This window comes from Aestuariivivens insulae, from assembly GCF_022662195.1.
Lineage (GTDB): Bacteria > Bacteroidota > Bacteroidia > Flavobacteriales > Flavobacteriaceae > Aestuariivivens > Aestuariivivens insulae.
Genome location: NZ_JAKMCS010000008.1, coordinates 77,003 through 96,466, shown reverse-complemented (window position 1 = coordinate 96,466; position 19,464 = coordinate 77,003). Strand labels below are relative to the sequence as shown.

General features: G+C 35.8%; 20 protein-coding genes. 6 read left to right on the top strand and 14 right to left on the bottom strand.

Going from position 1 to position 19,464, the window contains the following annotated elements:
• Window positions 1-4: 4 nt before the first annotated feature.
• A complete protein-coding gene (locus MR062_RS11200) occupies window positions 5-592 on the top strand; it encodes a superoxide dismutase family protein (RefSeq protein ID WP_242204297.1) in 588 nt (195 codons plus the stop codon).
• Window positions 593-920: 328 nt separating this feature from the next.
• Here the strand turns inward: MR062_RS11200 and MR062_RS11195 are convergent, their stop codons facing one another.
• The 6 genes from MR062_RS11195 to MR062_RS11170 all read right to left on the bottom strand — a co-directional run bounded on the left by MR062_RS11195 (window position 921) and on the right by MR062_RS11170 (window position 4,465).
• Window positions 921-1,592, bottom strand: a complete 672-nt coding sequence (locus MR062_RS11195) for a Crp/Fnr family transcriptional regulator (RefSeq protein ID WP_242204416.1) — start codon at window positions 1,590-1,592, stop codon at window positions 921-923.
• A 189-nt stretch (window positions 1,593-1,781) separates the two neighbouring features.
• The gene (locus MR062_RS11190; protein WP_242204296.1) at window positions 1,782-2,213 is read right to left on the bottom strand and encodes a DUF5606 family protein; all 432 of its coding nucleotides are present in this window, start codon (window positions 2,211-2,213) and stop codon (window positions 1,782-1,784) included.
• A 55-nt stretch (window positions 2,214-2,268) separates the two neighbouring features.
• Window positions 2,269-2,859: a peptide deformylase gene (gene def, locus MR062_RS11185; RefSeq protein ID WP_242204295.1), complete on the bottom strand. Its 591-nt coding sequence runs from the start codon at window positions 2,857-2,859 to the stop codon at window positions 2,269-2,271.
• Window positions 2,860-3,020: 161 nt separating this feature from the next.
• Window positions 3,021-3,602, bottom strand: a complete 582-nt coding sequence (locus tag MR062_RS11180; RefSeq protein WP_242204294.1) for a T9SS type A sorting domain-containing protein — start codon at window positions 3,600-3,602, stop codon at window positions 3,021-3,023.
• A gap of 96 nt (window positions 3,603-3,698) precedes the next feature.
• The gene (ruvX, locus tag MR062_RS11175) at window positions 3,699-4,109 is read right to left on the bottom strand and encodes a Holliday junction resolvase RuvX (protein WP_242204293.1); all 411 of its coding nucleotides are present in this window, start codon (window positions 4,107-4,109) and stop codon (window positions 3,699-3,701) included.
• A 98-nt stretch (window positions 4,110-4,207) separates the two neighbouring features.
• A complete protein-coding gene (locus tag MR062_RS11170; RefSeq protein ID WP_242204292.1) occupies window positions 4,208-4,465 on the bottom strand; it encodes a hypothetical protein in 258 nt (85 codons plus the stop codon).
• Between the two features lie 308 nt (window positions 4,466-4,773).
• Here MR062_RS11170 and MR062_RS11165 point away from each other — a divergent pair, with 308 nt between their 5' ends.
• The 3 genes from MR062_RS11165 (at window position 4,774) to MR062_RS11155 (ending at window position 7,198) form a co-directional block, all read left to right on the top strand.
• A complete protein-coding gene (locus tag MR062_RS11165; RefSeq protein ID WP_242204291.1) occupies window positions 4,774-5,589 on the top strand; it encodes a 2,3,4,5-tetrahydropyridine-2,6-dicarboxylate N-succinyltransferase in 816 nt (271 codons plus the stop codon).
• Window positions 5,590-6,018: 429 nt separating this feature from the next.
• Complete coding sequence (locus MR062_RS11160; protein WP_242204290.1) at window positions 6,019-6,465, top strand: acyloxyacyl hydrolase; 447 nt, start codon at window positions 6,019-6,021, stop codon at window positions 6,463-6,465.
• A 37-nt stretch (window positions 6,466-6,502) separates the two neighbouring features.
• A complete protein-coding gene (locus MR062_RS11155) occupies window positions 6,503-7,198 on the top strand; it encodes a phosphatidylethanolamine N-methyltransferase family protein (protein WP_242204289.1) in 696 nt (231 codons plus the stop codon).
• A 62-nt stretch (window positions 7,199-7,260) separates the two neighbouring features.
• On the opposite strand, the gene MR062_RS11150 is transcribed toward MR062_RS11155, so the two are convergent.
• The 4 genes from MR062_RS11150 to aroC all read right to left on the bottom strand — a co-directional run bounded on the left by MR062_RS11150 (window position 7,261) and on the right by aroC (window position 11,263).
• Window positions 7,261-8,082, bottom strand: coding sequence for a sulfurtransferase (locus tag MR062_RS11150; protein ID WP_242204288.1), 822 nt, complete (start codon window positions 8,080-8,082; stop codon window positions 7,261-7,263).
• Between the two features lie 6 nt (window positions 8,083-8,088).
• Window positions 8,089-9,414: a dicarboxylate/amino acid:cation symporter gene (locus MR062_RS11145; RefSeq protein ID WP_242204287.1), complete on the bottom strand. Its 1,326-nt coding sequence runs from the start codon at window positions 9,412-9,414 to the stop codon at window positions 8,089-8,091.
• Between the two features lie 118 nt (window positions 9,415-9,532).
• Window positions 9,533-10,075: an acyl-CoA thioesterase gene (locus tag MR062_RS11140; RefSeq protein WP_242204286.1), complete on the bottom strand. Its 543-nt coding sequence runs from the start codon at window positions 10,073-10,075 to the stop codon at window positions 9,533-9,535.
• A gap of 129 nt (window positions 10,076-10,204) precedes the next feature.
• Complete coding sequence (aroC, locus tag MR062_RS11135; RefSeq protein WP_242204285.1) at window positions 10,205-11,263, bottom strand: chorismate synthase; 1,059 nt, start codon at window positions 11,261-11,263, stop codon at window positions 10,205-10,207.
• A gap of 188 nt (window positions 11,264-11,451) precedes the next feature.
• On the opposite strand from aroC, the gene MR062_RS11130 reads away from it, so the two are divergent.
• Window positions 11,452-12,303, top strand: a complete 852-nt coding sequence (locus tag MR062_RS11130) for a UDP-2,3-diacylglucosamine diphosphatase (RefSeq protein ID WP_242204284.1) — start codon at window positions 11,452-11,454, stop codon at window positions 12,301-12,303.
• A gap of 355 nt (window positions 12,304-12,658) precedes the next feature.
• The gene (locus MR062_RS11125) at window positions 12,659-13,162 is read left to right on the top strand and encodes a hypothetical protein (protein WP_242204283.1); all 504 of its coding nucleotides are present in this window, start codon (window positions 12,659-12,661) and stop codon (window positions 13,160-13,162) included.
• A 77-nt stretch (window positions 13,163-13,239) separates the two neighbouring features.
• Here MR062_RS11125 and bshA read toward each other — a convergent pair whose 3' ends face one another.
• The 4 genes from bshA to MR062_RS11105 form a co-directional block, all read right to left on the bottom strand.
• A complete protein-coding gene (gene bshA / locus MR062_RS11120; protein WP_242204282.1) occupies window positions 13,240-14,376 on the bottom strand; it encodes an N-acetyl-alpha-D-glucosaminyl L-malate synthase BshA in 1,137 nt (378 codons plus the stop codon).
• A gap of 84 nt (window positions 14,377-14,460) precedes the next feature.
• The gene (locus MR062_RS11115; RefSeq protein ID WP_242204281.1) at window positions 14,461-17,421 is read right to left on the bottom strand and encodes a glycoside hydrolase family 3 N-terminal domain-containing protein; all 2,961 of its coding nucleotides are present in this window, start codon (window positions 17,419-17,421) and stop codon (window positions 14,461-14,463) included.
• A gap of 126 nt (window positions 17,422-17,547) precedes the next feature.
• Window positions 17,548-18,771, bottom strand: a complete 1,224-nt coding sequence (gene serB / locus MR062_RS11110; protein WP_242204280.1) for a phosphoserine phosphatase SerB — start codon at window positions 18,769-18,771, stop codon at window positions 17,548-17,550.
• Window positions 18,772-18,923: 152 nt separating this feature from the next.
• Window positions 18,924-19,409, bottom strand: a complete 486-nt coding sequence (locus tag MR062_RS11105) for an ABC transporter ATPase (protein WP_242204279.1) — start codon at window positions 19,407-19,409, stop codon at window positions 18,924-18,926.
• Between the last annotated feature and the right edge of the window lie 55 nt (window positions 19,410-19,464).

Genomic DNA, 19,464 nt, shown 5'->3' with positions numbered 1-19,464 from the left:
ACAGATGAAAAAACCAATAATCGTAGTCACTACTTTAGCACTAGTTTGTGCTCTTAGCTGTAAAAATGAAAAGAAAGAAAACAAAGAAGCAACAGAAACCGAAGAAGTAGTTGTTGAAAAAGAAGCTCCTGCTAACGAGGGCAAAAAATTAACCATAACACTTGAAGCAAAAAGTGAAAGTAATGTTAGCGGACAAGTAACATTTAAAGAAGAAGATGGTAAAGTAACCATGACGGCTATGATGAGTGGCTTAGAACCTGGCAAACATGCCATTCATTTGCACGAAACTGCCGATTGTTCTTCTGCCGACGGAAAATCGGCCGGCGGTCACTGGAACCCAACGTCACAACCACATGGTAAGTGGGGTGCAGAAGCTGGGTATCATAAAGGTGATATAGGTAATTTTACTGCCGATGAGAAAGGTAATGGTCTTATCCAGTTTTCTACCGATGAATGGTGTATTGGCTGTGATGATGATACCAAAAACATCCTAGGTAAAGGTGTTATTGTTCATGCCGGTGAAGACGATTTAACCTCTCAACCTTCGGGTGCAGCAGGGGCCCGTGTAAGCTGTGCGGGGATTATTGAATAACTTATCCATCTTATAAAAAAAACGACCAATGAATAAAATTTTTATTGGTCGTTTTTTATAATATAAATTAAGAAACTAACTAAAAAACACTTCCATAGCTTAGCTTATGTTCTCTTTAGGTAACCCGTTGTGCATTTTGATAAAATTCTGTCAATTCGAGTGAATTTCAAGATTAAAATGAGTGAAATTTGTATCGAGAACAGGAATTTTAGTCTTTAAAATAGTTCTCGATACAATTTTTCGTTCCTCAAAATCACTCGAACTGACACATTCATTACTGTTTTGACTCAAAATGCACAACAAGTTTTAGGTAATATTTAAATAGACCTTACGCTATTTTCTCATGGATTCTTATTTCCTTTCTGTTGAATTCAATAATGTTTTCTTCTTTAAGTTCATTAAGTAATACATTAAGTGTAGGCCTAGAAGTGCCAATTAAGCAAGCAATATCCTTTTGGGTATAGGGATGGCGTATTACCTTATCTCCTGTTTTTTCACAATCATAGCCATAATCTGCACAAAGCTCATCCAAAAACTCCAACAATCTGGTTTTGGCATCTTTAAACAACAACAATTGCAAGCGTCTTTCCAATCGTTTTAATTTAAACCCAATAATTTTGTATATTTTAAAACTAAAACTTTGGTTGCGCCTCATAAGTTCCAGCATCGTATCGACCCCTATTGGACAAATACTGGTGGCATTGTCTACAGATTGTGCAAACTCTTCCCTTTTAGATTCACCAAAAATAGCCGTTTCACCAAAGAGGTCCCCGCGCGTTAAAATGGCCTTGATCACTTCGGTACCATCTTCATTGTAATAGCCAATCTTTACTTTACCTTTTTCTATAAGGTACACTTTGTTTGCAGAATCGGCTTCAAAATAGATATAGTCCTTTTTTTTATAGGAATCGAAATCATGGGACGCTTTGTAGGCTTTAAACTTGTGTGGGCATAGTACTTTAAAAAGATTAACGTCATCGAAGAACCAAAGAGATTTCACCTGCATATCATATTTGTTTTTCAAAGGTTAGGTGTAATGCCATGATTATTCAACATGCTTGGCTTGTTGCTTACCAATGGGCATTTCATTGAATTTAACTTTTAAAGATTAACAAAAGTTTAAGTCGGCTAATACACCTTGAACCTTACACTAAACCAATAAAAAAACCTCCGTATTGGAGGTTTTTAATTATTCTTCTTCATCTGAAGCCTTTTCTGTTTCCTTTTCTGCATCTAAATTATCGAGCATATTATGTTGCTGCAACAGGTTATACCATTGAATAACTTTTTTAATATCACTGGCATACACCCTATCTTCATCATAATCTGGCAAAATATCAAAAAAGTACTCTTCTAGCTTATCTTTGCTATCTTTAGGCTTAACACTGGTTTGTGAGCCATTTTCCTTTTTCTTAATATTTTCAAAAACTTGTTTTAGAGGCACTTCTTCGGTTAAAGTATAAATGGCTATTTCGCTAAGTAAGCTCACATTTTCCTGTATTCTTACCGAAAGCCTTTTTTTATCTATTAATGACTCTGCTACAAAACCACCTCTTGTTTGGGTTATTAACTTATACAATCCTGGTTTTCCTGAAATTGCTAATATCTTTTCTAAGCTCATAAATTTTATTTTGAAAGGGGCACAAATATATTTTTTTATCTATTGACTACAAACCTTAGCGTTTCTTTTTTTGATTGGGAAATCTCATTTTATAATCCACCCTAATTTTTCCTTTGGAAATATTTAAAAGTTTACTCTTAAGCAATCGTTTCTTAAATCCAGAGAGCTTATCGGTAAACAAAATACCTTCAATATGGTCGTATTCATGTTGAATGACCCTGGCCACCAAGCCGTCAAAAGTTTCGGTGTGCGGATTAAAATTTTCATCTACATACTCTATGGTGATCTTAGGTTGTCTAAGTACATCTTCCCTAACATCTGGAATACTTAAACAACCTTCGTTAAATGCCCATTCCTCACCTTCTTCTGCTGTGATTTTTGCATTTATAAAAACCCGCTTAAAATCCTTTAAAGCATTCTTGTCTTCCTCTGAAAGTTCTTCATCCTCCGCAAAAGGTGAGGTATCTACCAAAAACAACCGTATTGGTAAGCCAACCTGTGGTGCGGCCAACCCAACACCGTAGGCGTTATACATTGTTTCGAACATGTTCCCCAATAGTGTATCTAAATTTGGGTAGTCTTTAGAAATATCGGTTGCCTTTTTCCTTAACACGGGGTCACCATAGGCTACAATAGGTAAAATCATTCTTCTGTTTTGCTTTTAATGGCACAAAAGTACATGAATTTTTTCATTTGCAAGTTCAAATAAAATAAATGGGAAAATACCATACAGTTTATAACTACCCATAAAAAAACTCCTTTTTATCTAAAAAGGAGTTCTTGATATTTTATTATCTATAATAATATTTACTTCATAATAACGATTTTACGGGTCACTAAAGCATCCCCTTTCTCTATCTTCAACATATAAACACCATTTACCAGATTAGTTAAATTAATGTCCTTTTTATCTTGATTATCAATAACTAAATGAGTTACTTTTCTTCCTGTAATACTATAAACACTGGCTTTTGCCGTTATAGGCGACCCAAACGATATGGTTATATCATTACCTGTACGCAATGGATTAGGATAAACACTTAAGGTTCTATTTAAAATAAACTCTTCAACAGGCAAAGTTCCATTGGCTGCAAAATCACAGCTTCCTATAGATCCTCCAAAATCTGCTGTAAAAGCGCTATTGTCTGCGATTGGCGTCCCAGCAGTTGTATAAGTCAATAAGTTTGTTGAACAACTACCTGCATCAAAATTATAAGTTAACGTTCCATTAACTGTAATAGTAGCTGGCCAATCCCCACAACTGAAAGAATTATTATCATCAATAAAATAAATTGTATTTCCACTAGAAAAGCCTTTATCTGGACAGCCTTGTGCAGTAATAAAGTTAAGTCCAAAAACAGTAAGTAGTAGTAAGTAAAAATGTTTCATAAAAATTGCGTTAAGTTTATATGTCTAAAATTAAACAAAATTTTAATACCGCCGTATTTTATTACAGTTTTTTTAACCAATAGAATTTTACTACAATTATTTTGAATACAAATAACTTTGAAGAATTAAGGTCGCACTAATTTCGTCTATTAAGGCCTTGTTTTTACGTTGTTTCTTTTTAAGTCCGCTATCAAGCATTGTTTGAAAGGCCATTTTAGAGGTAAAGCGCTCGTCTACCCTTTTAATTGGTATTTTAGGAAAATGTTGGGTTAGTTTTTCTAAAAAAGGTAAAATCAATGCTTCGCTTTCAGACGGAGTATTATCCATTTGTTTGGGCTCTCCCACTAAAAACAGTTCCACATTTTCATTAGCAACATAATCCTTTAAAAAGGGCAACAGCTCTTTTGTATCGACCGTAGTTAAACCCGATGCGATAATCTGAAGTTCATCAGTAACGGCTATCCCCGTTCTTTTTAATCCGTAATCTATTGCTAAGACGCGTCCCATAGAAGTTCAAAAATAGGCATAAAAGTAGAAAGACCATCTTTTCAGATGATCTTTCTTCAATAGTTTAACCTATATCAATATTTGAATATGCTCTTAGCTTAAGCGATTTTACGTCTGTTTATTTTAGGAAATACCAGTTTAATATTTTCAACTTTACGCTCTAAATTTAAATAACTTCTTATATCACTGGTTTTAGAGATAACTTCTTTAAGTTTTAAAGTATCTATTTCAATAGTATTATCTGTTGAAGATACCACAACTTCTTTAGACTCTTTTTTGTTTGTTTCAACATTACTCTGTGCATTGGTAAGAGTAAAAGAAAGTACTAAGATTAAAGTTATATATAAAGTTTTCATCAGATTTGGGTTTTGATTACTGATTCAAATATAGATCGGAGGAATGCCTCAAACAGAAAAAATTAGTTGTAGCATTTAGTATTTTCGATTATTAGAAAATGTGATTGTTTCTACCGATAAACAGATAAAAAACACAACTTTACCGACCAAAAGGCCACCTCAATGCACTTCATCCAAAAAGTGAAGACGTTCAAAGGAAAAAGCAGCTAATTTTTGTTATTAAATTGCCAATAAACACACAGGATTTTTATAAAAAAATTACCCTTTAAAAAAACTATAGCTAGTATATTTGTGGAAATTTTAGACCAATGACAGAATTACAACAAACAATAGAGAAAGCTTGGGAAGATAGATCCCTATTAAATGATGAAAAAACCACCACAGCCATAAGGCGTGTTGTCGACTTATTGGATAAAGGGGAACTGCGTGTTGCAGAACCAGTAGAAAATGGCTGGCAAGTAAACGAGTGGGTAAAGAAAGCGGTGGTATTATATTTCCCAATTCAAAAGATGGAAACTATTGAAGCAGGACCATTGGAGTTTCACGATAAGATTCCTTTAAAGCGCGGTTATGCTGAAAAAGGTATTCGTGTTGTACCTCACGCGGTAGCAAGACATGGTGCTTATATATCAAGCGGTACTATTTTAATGCCTAGTTATGTAAATATAGGTGCTTATGTAGATGAAGGCACTATGGTTGATACTTGGGCTACAGTAGGAAGTTGTGCCCAAATTGGTAAAAATGTACACTTATCGGGTGGTGTAGGAATTGGTGGTGTATTAGAACCCCTTCAAGCAGCTCCAGTAATTATTGAAGATAATGCCTTTATAGGTTCTCGTTGTATTGTAGTTGAGGGGGTTCATGTAGAAACCGAAGCCGTTTTGGGTGCCAATGTGGTTTTAACAGGATCTACCAAAATAATTGATGTTACGGGCGATACTCCTGTTGAAATGAAAGGACGCGTTCCTGCACGCTCTGTAGTTATCCCTGGAAGTTACACCAAGAAATTCCCTTCGGGAAGTTATAATGTGCCTTGTGCCTTAATTATTGGTAGACGTAAAGAAAGCACCAATAAGAAGACCTCTTTAAATGATGCATTGCGTGAGCATGATGTAGCTGTTTAATAAAACAGTCTTATATATTAGAAGAAGAAGAAACGCCCTCCTAGGGCGTTTTTTTGTAGGTTAACAATGGATAAAAAAATGGGTTTAAAATTATTTGTTGTGATAACTAGTCCATTAGCATAGGATTTCTTATGAAAATTCACTCGAATTGATTAACTTTAAGCTACGATGTAAAATGACGCTAACTTACCCCCTCTCACAAAACCATACAATACCGCTTGCAACCATTAGTTGAAGATGAATATATATTTGCTCATCCTTTTTAATATTATAGTCATTTTCGAAACACATGCTCAAACATTTGAAAAACGCTCTCATTTATTATATCTAGGGTTAAATTATGGGCTATCTTCCCAAAATAAATTTCCGTTCAATAATTCTAACTATTTGTATAATAATAGATATTTCAAAATTCAAATCAACTATCGATTGAGCAATAAAAGAAGGTTTGGTTATGAGATTAATATAGAACCCAGTGTCTATTTTTCCAGGCATCAACTTTTAAACAAATATTACATTCAACCCAATACAGGTTCTAACTATTTAGAACTAAGGGAACAGTTTACCCAAAAAAGATCATTTGAGGAGTATGCCATTAATTTTGGAATTATTTTAAGATATAAACTATTAACCCATTTTAGTACTTACCTATTGGGAAGTGTTGGCCCCATGATTGCAACGCAGGGTACAGAACGGTTAAAAAAGGGGTTTGCTTTCTCAGACATATTGGGATATGGCTTCTCCTATCAACAAAAAAGGTTACTTTTTGATCTACGTTTGACGATTCGACACAATTCTAATTTTGAACTCGCTTCTCCTAATGAAGGTCATAATAGCATAGGCATAGAATCTGGGATCTCGTTTCAAATAAAATAATGTTAATATTAAACCAACATACTCTATATAAATACAATTGAAACTATTAAGACAACAACATTGGCATTTGGTTACGCTCGTAACATTATTAGGTTTACTTTACTGGTATACCACGACCCATGCGAGTATGACAGTAGGTAGACTTTGGGGAGTGAGCACCCCAAAATGGCTTGTTTTTACCTCTTCAATACCAATAATCCATCAGGTTTATGTACTCCTTTGTTGGCGCAGTGAATTATACTATAGAGGTTTATCTAAAGTATTGGGCAAACATAGTTTTAGGTTGTACAAACTGGGCTTTGCTATCCTCATTATTTTACGGCCTTTTTCTATTGTTGTGCTGGCCTTTTCAAATAGAAATACAGTTGATATTGATATAAACACATCTTATGTCTTATCTGGTTTGTTAACCATTCCAGTCCTTTACCTGTTTTATTCTGTAAAAACTTATTTTGGGTTTGATCGTGCTGTTGGTATTGATCATTTTTACCCAGATAGGTATAAACATAAGTCTTTTGTTAAGCAAGGCATATTTAAATACACCTCAAATAGCATGTACATTTTTGGATTCTTAATACTATGGATTCCTGGTCTTTTACTACAATCGGAAGCAGCTATAATATTAGCTTTATTCAATCACATCTATATTTGGGCACACTATTACTTTACGGAACTTCCGGATATTAAAATGATCTATGGTGAAATTAAAAACCGTGAAAAGACGCAACTATAAAACCAATATACTATTGTCTTAAATCGCTTATACATTAAAACAACCGAAATACCTTTCGGTTATCATGCTTCTACTAAGGTTCCCCACTCAGTCCAGGAACCATCGTATACCGAAATATGTTTATAGCCTGAAATCTCTGCCCCTAATGCCAAAATACAGGCCGTAATGCCAGAACCACATGAAAACACAAGAGGCTCATTAGTATCTGCAAGCTCACTAAACAAACCCTGTAGGTCTTCTTTAGGTTTTAATAGGCCATTGTCCAATAACTTCTTAAACGGCAAATTCACAGAATTAGGAATAGTACCACTACGCAATCCCGCTCTCGGTTCTGGTTCCTCACTATTGAACCGCGCTGCGGAGCGCGCATCTATAATTTTATGGCTTTGGTCTTTTGATATGTACTTAACATCGTTAAAAAACTTCATCGTCCCAAGCTGAAGATTTGCTTTAAAATTACCTGTCTTACCTTGGTAAGGTTTCATTGGCTCAATGGGGTATCCGCTTTCCTGCCAAGCTGGAAACCCTCCGCTCAACACGGCTACACTATGATATCCAAAAGTCTTGAACAACCACCAAACGCGGGCACTGGAATAAATTCCTTGATCATCGTATACCACAATGGCACTATCATTTTTAATCCCTAAAGCCCTGGCTTCCCTTTCAAATTGTTCAGTTGAAGGAAACGCATTTGGAAAAGGGTCTGACGTATTGCTAAACTTATTTTTTATATCGAAATAGCGTGCATTGACAATTTGGTTTTGGGATGCATCAAACACTTTATTCATAGTGCCATCAAGTATCACCAAGTTTTCGGCACTTCTATTGTCGTACAACCAACCAACAGAAACTATGGGTTGGGCAAGATGTATTTTAGAGTCCATTATGTTTTATTTTACTTCATCGTAATGGTCGTCCCATTCTTTAGGTTTAGGCTCATGTATTTTGTCTAAAGACTTAGCGACCAACATTGAAACCGTAGCATCTCCAGTAACATTAACCACTGTTCTACACATATCCAATGGGCGATCAACTGCAAAAATAAGAGCCAGACCTATAGGTAACAATTCGGCAGGAAAACCAATAGATTCCAACACAATAACCAGCATAACCATGCCTGCGCTTGGTACAGCAGCACTACCAATAGAGGCCAATAGCGCGGTTAATACAATAACCATTTGATTAGTGAATGTGAGTCCCTCTGGCCAAATCACCTGCATAATAAATACCGCTGCTATACCTTGGTATAAACTCGTTCCATCCATATTAACCGTAGCACCTACAGGCAATACAAAACCAGATACTTCTTTGTCGACACCTAAATGCTCTTCAACGCGTTCCATGGTTACCGGCAAAGTTGCGGCACTACTACTGGTTGAAAAGGCCAATAGTTGTGCAGGGCTAATTTCCTTTAAAAACCATGTGGGTGATTTTTTTACAAAAACCCCAACTAAGGTCAGATAAAATACAATCATTAAAATTAAACCGCCAACAACACACAAAGCATAAAACAGAAGCTTTACGAGTATTTCAGTATCATCGAATGCTATAATTACGTTAGCTAACAAAGCAAAAACAGCATAAGGAGCAAAGAGCATAATTAAATCGACCATTTTCATGACCACTTCATTAAGCGAGTCGAAAAAACTAACCAATGGTTTTGCTTTCTTTTCTCCAATCAACAACAAACAAATTCCAACAAAAAGGGCGAAAAAGATAACTTGTAACATTGAAGCATCGGCAAAAGCCTTGAAAACATTACTCGGAAAAATATCGACCAAGGCTTGTAATGGCCCTGCATCTTTTTGTGCCGTAGCTTTCATTAATTTATCGGTAACCCCAGCATCGTTTTCATACTTCATTTTAATTTTTTCTATAGTATCCTGTGGCATACCTTTACCTGGTTTTACAGTATTCACAATACTTAAGCCAATAACAATGGCGACCAACGTGGTAGTGATATATATCGCTATGGTGCGGAGGCCCATGGATTTGATTTTGGAAATATCCTTTAAATCGGATATCCCTTTAATCAAGGATGCTAAAATTAAAGGCACTGCAATAAGCTTTAAAAGATTAATAAAAATGGTACCAAAAGGCGCAATCCAATCGGTTACAAACCCTTTCCCGCCACTAACGGTATTCATTATGAAACCAAAAATGATCCCTAGAACCATTCCTATAATAATCTTCCAGTGTAATGCCAACTTCTTCACGCTTTAAAATTTTATTGTTTTATGAATTTGAAATTATTTTTGAAGCAATATAATTATTTTTTAATGGTTTAAATGAAAAACTAATAGTTTACCCAATAAAGTGAAGATGCAAACAGCATTATAGCTCCCAGTTTTCAATAATCTTTTCTGTCATTTTATGATTGCTCTCATGAAACTGATCGATCAATTCATGTTTCACTCGGGGAACATTATTAATATCTATCCCCAAAGCTTCTATAATTTTAGCTGTTGGTACGGTTTCCCTCCCCTTTTTTGCCAATCCATTAGCAAAGCAGGCCGCAATAGGCTTTCCTTTTCTCATGATCTTTTGTTCAAAATAAAACCATGTATCGTCCACAAATGACATTTTAGTATAGACTTTTGCCTTCTGAAAAAGTTTTAAGGGCCTATAAAATTGAACGTTGATAGCCTGGTTGGGAAAAAACCACTTATTTTTGATAGCCACCTTAAAAAAATTGGTGCGTACCATAAAATCACCTCGTCCCATTTCGAAAATGGTCATAATAGCCGCATGGTTCATTACAGACACATCTATATCGGTTATCCACACCCTAAAATTTACACAAGTTGTTTCCGAACCGTTGACTTTAGATCGGAATCGGGCTTTTGCAAGCGTTAATAATAGTCTAATCCATCTCATATAAATAAAGCATTATATACCATCCCCAAATACTTTCCCATAAAGTTAAAGCTAGAAACCTATTTATGAAGCACAGATAAGAAGGGAAAATAAACAATGTTATTTACAACAGAAAGATAAGAAAAAGAATTAGTACATCTTATTAATCAAGTAAAAGTCAGCTAAAACCAAAGCGGCCATAGCCTCAACAATGGGTACAGCACGTGGCACTACGCATGGGTCGTGGCGCCCTTTCCCTTGCATTTCTACTCTATTTCCAGACTTGTCTATGGTTTCGTATTTCTGAATTAAGGTAGCCACCGGTTTAAAGGCCACACTAAAATAAATATCCATGCCGTTGCTTATGCCGCCTTGAATACCTCCCGAATAATTGGTTTTTGTAGTGCCATCTGTATTAAAAGCATCGTTATGTTCACTGCCATACATGGTACTTCCGTGAAAACCACTACCGTATTCAAAACCTTTAACCGCATTAATGGATAACATGGCTTTACCTAATTCGGCGTGTAACTTATCGAATACAGGCTCGCCCAAACCTACGGGCACATTTTTTATAACACAGCTTACAACACCTCCAACGGTATCCCCCTTACTACGCACCTCTTTAATATAGGATTCCATTTGCGCCGCTACACCCTGATCTGGACAGCGTACTATATTTGACTCTATTTGTGTTAAATCCAATTCGGTATAAGGCTTATCCAATGCCATTGTACCCACACTTGACACATATGCCTTTATCTCAATTCCTTTAAGTACTTGCTTTGCAATGGCTCCTGCAACCACACGGCAGGCAGTTTCACGTGCCGAACTACGTCCGCCCCCACGGTAATCCCTCAGGCCGTATTTTTGATCGTAAGTGTAATCGGCATGACTGGGTCTGTAACTGTCCTTTATATGGCTATAGTCGTTGGATTTCTGGTTGGTGTTTTCTATAACAAATCCAATAGGCGTTCCCGTAGTCTTGCCTTCAAAAATACCTGAGTGAAATTTTACAGTATCGGGTTCTTTGCGCTGCGTTACAATTGCCGATTGTCCTGGCCTTCTTCGGTCCAATTCATTCTGAACGGCTTCAACATCTAAGTCTATTCCCGGTGGGCAGCCGTCTATTACCCCACCCAATGCAGGGCCATGGGATTCGCCGTATGTTGTTAAATTAAATAGTTTTCCGAAGGAATTTCCAGCCATAATTAAATTTTTTGCTAAAATAAACCTATTCTAAGACATACAAAAGTGAAATTTCCCCAAAAGCTTACTTCCTTAAAAAAGCAAAAACCAGTAACATTAACTTAACAATATACTCATATAGAGATAATTATGAGATAACGGTTTAGTAATACAAAAAGCTGTTATTTACTTCATAAAATTTATTTCCGTTGAAAATAAAACGTAAAGTTGAAATTGCCGTTATTTCTGATATCCATTTGGGCACTTATGGTTGCCATGCCAAAGATTTATTAAGCTACTTAAATAGTATTGAACCTAAAAAGCTTATCTTGAATGGAGATATCATTGATGTTTGGCAATTTACTAAACGCTATTTTCCTAAATCCCATTTAAAAGTCATTAAAAAGTTAATTGACTTGGCATCCCGTGGCGTAGAAATTATTTACATTACTGGCAACCACGACGAAATGCTAAGGAAATTTGCCGGGACCACCATAGGAAACATTTCAATTGTGAACAAAATGGTTTTGGAAGTAGATGGTAAAAAGGCTTGGTTGTTACATGGGGATGTGTTTGATGTATCCATACAAAATGCTAAATGGATAGCTAAACTAGGTAGTTACGGTTACAATATTCTAACACTTTTAAATAGGTTTGCGAATTGGTATTTGGAAAAACGGGGTAAGGAACGTTATTCGTTATCAAAAAAAATAAAGAACAGTGTTAAAAGTGCTGTAAAATATATAAATGATTACGAAACTGTTATCACCGATTTAGCCATAGAAAATGGCTACGACTATGTCATTTGTGGCCATATCCATCAGCCCAAAATGGAATATAAAGAGAATAAGCATGGTAGAACCCTGTACTTGAATTCGGGGGATTGGGTTGAAAACTTTACCGCATTGGAATATCAGTTTAAACGCTGGAAAGTATATCACTTTAATAAGGATAAACTATCTCCCTTTTATGTGAATGAGGAGGAAGAAGATTATGACGACATCGAATTTCAAGATCTCATTGCTGCCATTACTATAGTGGATCAGAATAAAAGAAAGTAAGCAGTTAACAGTTGGTTTATTCAGTGTTCAGTGTTCAGTGTTCGGTGTTCAGTACTGAGACGCAGTCATGGCTTTTATTTTTGTCTATAACATTGTCTTAAACAGTACATTCCTTAACATAACAATAAAAACCACTTATTAAACCCTAAAAGTCAATACAACTATAAGCTTTTTTATTAAGATCTGTAAATGTGCTTTTAAACGATTATTGATTTAAAAAAGTTAATATTTTTATGTCAACGCTCAAGATAATCACATTTTTGGCGTTATTTTTGTTTCATACATCGAAGTTGAAAATGATCTATTTTTAACTATTGAGCGTATATTATTAACGATAACTAGAAACTTTAAACTTATGAAAAAAGTATTTTTATTAGCAATTGCACTTATTGGATTCGCATTTACCTCTAACGCCCAAAGCATTTCTGAAAATGCATTAGGTTTACGACTTGGTGACAGTGATGGGTTTGGAGCCGAAATATCCTACCAACGTGGATTAGGGGAAAACAACAGATTAGAGGTTGATTTAGGATGGCGAGATGGAAACAATTTTGATGGGTTTAAACTTGCTGGATTATACCAATGGGTATTCCCTTTAGATGCCTCATTTAACTGGTATGTTGGTGCTGGTGGAGGTTTAGCTTCTTATGAAGGTAACTATAGCATCCCAGGCGGTGGTACTGTAAGTGACAGTGAAACATTTTTCTTTGCTGCTGGAGATATTGGTATAGAATATAATTTTGATATTCCATTACTTATCTCTCTTGATTTTAGACCAGAAATTGGATTTGGAGATGGTGATTACAATAACGATGATTTAGATTTTGATATCGCCCTTGGTATTCGTTACCAGTTCTAATCTAGCATTCTTATATAAAAGAAAAGCATCCACACTAAAACGGATGCTTTTTTTATGTCTTTATTTTTCAATATTCCTTATGACACCAAACACCTTGCAAGTGTATCCTCATAAATCGCTTCGTATTGTGGTACAATGGCATGTAAGTCAAATTTTAAGGATTCTTTTCTGGCGTTTTCCTTAAATGTCTTTAATCGGTTCTCATCACTTAAAATATGCAATGCATTTTTGGTCATATCGTCCACATCGCCCACATTACTTAAATACCCCGATACACCATGGGCATTTACTTCTGGTATACCTCCGGTATTGCTTGAAATTACCGGAACTCCAGATGCCATAGCTTCTAAAGCCGCCAGTCCAAAGCTTTCAGTCTGGGATGTTAACAAAAATAGATCACTAAAACCTAATATTTTATCAATTTCATTACTTTTTCCAAAGAAAATAACCCTATCCATTATGCCTAATTTTTGGCATTCATATTCAATATTTTCTCGTTCTGGCCCTTCTCCAATAAGCATCAATTTAGCTGGCATTTCTTTTTGAATATTATAAAACACCTTAATCACATCTAATACGCGTTTTACCGGTCTTAAATTACTAATATGCGTAATTATTTTTTCTTCCTTACTTGCCATCATGCTACGCTCACAATCCGTAAATTTATTGTTATGCTTATCTAAATCGATAAAATTTGGTACCACATGAATCTCATTCTTTATGTTGAACAACCTTATTGTATCATCCTTTAGGCTTTTTGAAACAGCTGTTACAGCATCAGATTTGTTAATACTAAACGTAACGGCTGGCTTGTAAAATGGATGACTCCCCACTAAAGTAATATCTGTTCCATGAAGCGTAGTCACTATTGGCACATAAACACCCTCTTCCTCAAGCATTTTTTTTGCCATATATGCCGCATAAGCATGTGGTATCGCATAATGTACGTGTAAAATTTCAATTTCATGGAGTTTTACCATATCAACCAGCTTACTAGATAGTGCCAACTCATAAGGCTGATAATGGAACAATGGATACTCTGGCACGGTTACTTCGTGGTAGTGCACATTATTGCTCAACAATTCCAATCTTACCGGCTGGTTATAAGTGATAAAATGGATTTCATGACCGCGCTTAGACAGTTCTAACCCCAATTCTGTAGCTACTACACCACTTCCTCCAAAGGTAGGATAACAAACAATTCCTATTTTCATTTTTTTAGTTTTAAATGCCTAGCGTTTAAAGTGCTAAAGTAACCTTCAACTTTAAGTACTTTTAACTTTTAAACTTCCAGTATTTTATTCTTCAATCGCTTCATAAATTAAGCGTTGAATTTCAGTTCTAATATTCTCTCTTAACAATACATTATTTTCAGCTTTAGGGTATGTTCTATTCGCCAAAAACACATATACTATTTCTTCTTCTGGGTCTGCCCATGCATAAGTGCCTGTAAAACCGGAATGTCCAAAGCTTGTCATGGATATACATCCACAGGTAGGTCCTTCTTCCCCCAATTGTGGCTTATCGAAACCAACCCCTCGTCTATTGTCATGATCGCAATAGTAGCAAGTATTGAACTTATCTATAGTTTCTGGTTTCAAATACCTTTTGCCTCCATAAAATCCTTTCTGCAAGTACATTTGCATAATTTTAGCAACATCGTTGGCATTACTAAAAACACCGGCATGTCCACCTACGCCATTTTGCATTGCCGCCCCCATATCGTGTACATAACCATGTATTTCTTGGTACCTAAAATAATCGTCAACCTCTGTTGGCACAATCTTTTTACTACTAACGGTATGGTATGGATTATACATGGTATAATTAGCGCCTAGTGGTTCATAAAAATGCCGTCTTACCAGTTCGTCTAACCTTCTGTCGTAATGGTACTCAATAAATTTCTTTAAGATGTAATACGGGAAATCGCTATAGCGATAACGCAACCTAGAAAGTAATTCTGAATCTTTAATTATACTCTGAATCGAATCTTCGTAATCACTTCTTAAGTATAGATTTTTAGCAACTTCTAAATTGAAATCCCTGCTTTTAACCCTTCTATAATAGGTATCGCTAGGTTTTTTAGTTACCGAGTCCAAGGTTTTATAATAAAAAGGTTCCCAAGGACGCAATCTCGCATAGTGGGACAACATACTTTTTAGGGTTATATTTGCTTTATTCGAGTCTTCATATTCTGGCAAGATCTCTGGTAACTTTGTATCTAATGACACGATGCCCTCTTCCACCAATTCCATTAAAAGAGGTAACGTTGCCAGTATTTTAGTTAATGAAGCAACATCGTAAATATCATCAAACCCTACTTTTTCCTTGCCTTTGTAGGTATGCTTTCCAAAATTTTTATTGTAAATCACCTTGCCCTTTCTGGAAACCAGCAGTTGTATGCCCGGTGTCATTTTCTTTCTCACTGCTAATTTGGCCACAGAATCTATTTTACTTAACCTTTCTGAATTCATGCCCACACGTTCTGGCAATCCATAGCTTAAGCGCTCAATAGCATTGTTAAAGATGCCATCGCCTACCTTAAAATAATCTCCTGCAGAAACGGGTAATGTTCCTTTTGAAGGAATGGCCCCAAATAATAACTGTGCCGATTTTTCCTGCGCAATAGCACTGTTTTGATAGCTTACCACAATACTTTCAATATCAGCCACGTCTTTTAAATCTATAAGGGCATATGGCTTTACAAAAACATCCAAAACTACGTCGTGGGTTTTTGCTATTTTTTTTATCCAAGTTAACTCTTCTGCTCTAAACTTGTGTGCTTTCCAAGGGGTCTCATTAGAACGGTGAAATCCAATAATAACAGTATTATAATCCTGTAGCCTATTGGTTAAAGTCTTATAATTATCCGATTCAATTTTATGAACTTTAGTATATTTTTTAAGTTCTTTAAAAAAAGGAGAGCCGGAATCGTCCCCTAACTCAACATAAGCAAAAGTCTTGGTTTCTAGTTTTTGAAAAGGAATGAGGTTTTTATCATTTTTAACAACTGTTATGGCCTCTTCTATAAGTTCCTCATAAAGCAAGTCATCTTTCAACCTGTTTAAATCTTCAACCAAGTGATTTAAGCCAATTGGTTCATAATGATGAAGCCCTACTTTGTATTTTGCTCGAAGTACTTTTTTTACCGAATGGGCCAAACGCGCCTCGGTTATTTCACCACTGCGATAAGCTTCTTCTATTTTTGAAATCCCTGCGGGCACATCTTCAGAAATAAGCAAAACATCATTACCTGCTTTAAATGCCTCTAAATCTATTTCACCACTGGTAGTAATTTTACTGGATGTACTGCCATCTGAAGTAGGCTTAACAAGGTCTGCAACACCTCTCATATTCAAGGCATCTGTAAAAATAAGGCCTTTAAAGCCTAGGCGTTGCTTTAAAATATCTGTAACAATGTGCTTCGACAAGGATGAAGGGTAACCCAAACGCGGTTCTAAACTAGGCACATTTAAATGGGCTACCATAACACTGGACAAGCCTTCCTTTATAAGCTTTTTATAGGGATATAGCTCAACGGAGTCTATACGTTTTTCATCGAAACTAACCGAAGGTAAGGTTTTATGCGAATCTTGGTCTGTATCGCCATGCCCTGGAAAATGCTTGGCATTGGCCAAAACACCAGCACCTTGCATGCCTTTCATGAATGCCGATGCTTTTTCGGTCACATTGTTGCGGCTTTCACCAAACGAACGGTTTCCAATTATTGGGTTTTTGGGATTGGTATTAATGTCTACAACGGGGGCAAAGTTAAAGTGCACGCCCAACCGTTTACAGTGTTCTCCTATTAATTGTCCTGTCCGTTCAACTAGCTTATTATCCTTTATCGCTCCAAGTGTCATATTCCAAGGAAATGAGTAAGTAGAATCCAATCGCATACCCAAACCCCATTCGGCATCCATTCCTATTAATAACGGCACCTTAGATATAGCCTGTAGCTCGTTATTGAGTTTAGCTTGTTTTACTGGACCACCCAAAGAATAAATAACGCCTCCCAATTGATGCTTGCGTATCAATTTTATATTGGCTTGCTTGGTTTTTTCATCCTGATTGGAAAACACCATGATCATATATAATTGGCCTATCTTTTCTTTTAGTGATAAGGAATTATAGGTGCTATCCACCCATTTTTGTTGGCCAATAGCATCATCGGCCAATAAGGGATCGATGTTATTCTGGCTAAAACCAAAGTAGTTTACTAATAATAAAAATATATAAAACAAATAGTGTTGGCGCATAATAATTGGGTTATGTTATTTAGTATTTAGTTTACTAATAACCATGCCAAAATACTATTTTTACCAAGAAGATAAAAAGACTTTAAGATAGATTTATAAAGAAATCATTAACGGTTAAAGTATAGGTTAATCCAACAGATCGATATGCCTGTCGTGATACCCCAATAAATATAATACCCCATCTAAACCTATGCTAGATATTGAGCTTTGTGCATTATTCTTCACTTTAGGCTTTGCATGAAACGCTATTCCCAATCCAGCAAGATTAAGCATGGGCAAATCGTTGGCTCCATCGCCCACGGCTATAGTCTGACTAATGTCTATACCTTCCTTTATGGCTATTTCCCTTAGATATTCTGCTTTCTTGTCGCCATTTACAATATCACCTAGATAATCTCCCGTTAAAACTCCATCTTTAATTTCCAATTGGTTGGCATAAACATAATCTATACCCAATTCCTTTTGTAAATAATGGCCAAAATAGGTAAACCCTCCCGACAAAATAGCGGTTTTAAACCCGTATGATCTTAAGGTATCTATAAGCCTTCTAGCGCCTTTGGTTATTGGCAGGTTTACAGCGACATCGTGGAGTACTTTTTCACTCAAACCTTTTAAAAGCTTCATACGCCTCACGAAACTTTCATTAAAGTCTATTTCTCCTTGCATTGCGGACTCTGTAATGGCCTTTACTTCCTCTCCTACACCAGCCAGCTCTGCTAATTCGTCTATAACCTCGGTTTGTATTAAGGTTGAGTCCATATCGAAACATACCAAACGTCTATTTCTACGATAAATGTTATCTTCTTGAAATGCTATATCGACATCTAAATCATGTGAAATTTGCATAAACTTCTCTGTAAACTCGCTTTTATCACCAATTTTTCCTCTAATGGACAACTGGATTGAGGCCCTAGGGTATTCTTCTTCCTTAACCAGTGATAAACGTCCTGTTAAACGCTTAATGGAATCGATATTGAGGTTTTTTTCTGAAATGACTTTAGTGACTTTCGATATTTGCTCTGCTGCCAATCGTTCCCCTAAAATGGTAACAATATAGCGGTCTTTACCTTGAAGGTTTACCCAATGCTCATAGTCGTTTAATGAAATGGGGGTAAACTTTGCCTTTATCCCTAGTTCATAGGCTTTAAAAAGCAAATCCTTTAATACAGCTGCCGATTTTTTTCCAGATTCAATTTTAAACAATATCCCTAATGATAAGGTTTCATGGATATTGGCTTGTCCGATATCTAACACTTTAGCATCATACTCGGCTAATACGCCCGTTAAACTTGAAGTTAAGCCCGGTTTATCCTGTCCGGAAATGTTCAATAAATAAATCTCACTGGCCATAATATGTATTTCCTATTAGGTAACAAGCTGTAAAAATGAGTATTTTGAATAACATATGAAAGTTTTAGAGAAGTATAACTTCCTCTTTTACGAGTTTTTGAAAACCCTTTAATCATAAAGCAGGAAAACTTAAAAAATCGCAATAAATACCATTACTTAATAAACCTACTGTGCCAACTCTCACTGGCAGGCACTTCCCAATTATCATTAAACTCGGCTATATTGGTCACCAAATTATTAAATACAATGGTATTTTTTGAAACCGCTTTGTCCTTTGCCATTTGTTTAAAATCGGTTAAGGATTTATATGCAATAAACTGGCCTTGTTTATAGGATACATTCATTTTATCCATTAAATCCACATTGTAATCTTTCTCCAATTGCTGAATAAAATTTACCGATGCATCAATAGAACAGCCGGTTGCTTTATTCAAATTTTGATTTAACCCAATTACTATAAATCGTTTGTATTTTATAATATATCCAGACTGCAAATCACTGCCATGAGCGGTCCAGTTTTCAATAAACGTGTTTAATTTTAATTTGATTTCCTCTATCTCTTGCTCTGTAAAAGATCGGTTGGATTGGTAAATCCAAACTCTTGATTCTTCTGGTAACGTATTAAAATCTACTAACATGATATTACTTTAGATTGATTTGAGATTGATTCTCCTTTAGATTGATTTTGAGATT

Coding starts and splice junctions, on each gene's coding strand:
- MR062_RS11200 (WP_242204297.1), top strand. CDS start 5: ATGAAAAAACCAATAATCGTAGTCACTACTTTAGCACTAGTTTGTGCT.
- MR062_RS11190 (WP_242204296.1), bottom strand. CDS start 2,213: ATGAGCTTAGAAAAGATATTAGCAATTTCAGGAAAACCAGGATTGTAT.
- def (WP_242204295.1), bottom strand. CDS start 2,859: ATGATTTTACCTATTGTAGCCTATGGTGACCCCGTGTTAAGGAAAAAG.
- MR062_RS11180 (WP_242204294.1), bottom strand. CDS start 3,602: ATGAAACATTTTTACTTACTACTACTTACTGTTTTTGGACTTAACTTT.
- ruvX (WP_242204293.1), bottom strand. CDS start 4,109: ATGGGACGCGTCTTAGCAATAGATTACGGATTAAAAAGAACGGGGATA.
- MR062_RS11170 (WP_242204292.1), bottom strand. CDS start 4,465: ATGAAAACTTTATATATAACTTTAATCTTAGTACTTTCTTTTACTCTT.
- MR062_RS11165 (WP_242204291.1), top strand. CDS start 4,774: ATGACAGAATTACAACAAACAATAGAGAAAGCTTGGGAAGATAGATCC.
- MR062_RS11150 (WP_242204288.1), bottom strand. CDS start 8,082: ATGGACTCTAAAATACATCTTGCCCAACCCATAGTTTCTGTTGGTTGG.
- MR062_RS11140 (WP_242204286.1), bottom strand. CDS start 10,075: ATGAGATGGATTAGACTATTATTAACGCTTGCAAAAGCCCGATTCCGA.
- aroC (WP_242204285.1), bottom strand. CDS start 11,263: ATGGCTGGAAATTCCTTCGGAAAACTATTTAATTTAACAACATACGGC.
- MR062_RS11125 (WP_242204283.1), top strand. CDS start 12,659: ATGAAAAAAGTATTTTTATTAGCAATTGCACTTATTGGATTCGCATTT.
- bshA (WP_242204282.1), bottom strand. CDS start 14,376: ATGAAAATAGGAATTGTTTGTTATCCTACCTTTGGAGGAAGTGGTGTA.
- MR062_RS11115 (WP_242204281.1), bottom strand. CDS start 17,421: ATGCGCCAACACTATTTGTTTTATATATTTTTATTATTAGTAAACTAC.
- serB (WP_242204280.1), bottom strand. CDS start 18,771: ATGGCCAGTGAGATTTATTTATTGAACATTTCCGGACAGGATAAACCG.
- MR062_RS11105 (WP_242204279.1), bottom strand. CDS start 19,409: ATGTTAGTAGATTTTAATACGTTACCAGAAGAATCAAGAGTTTGGATT.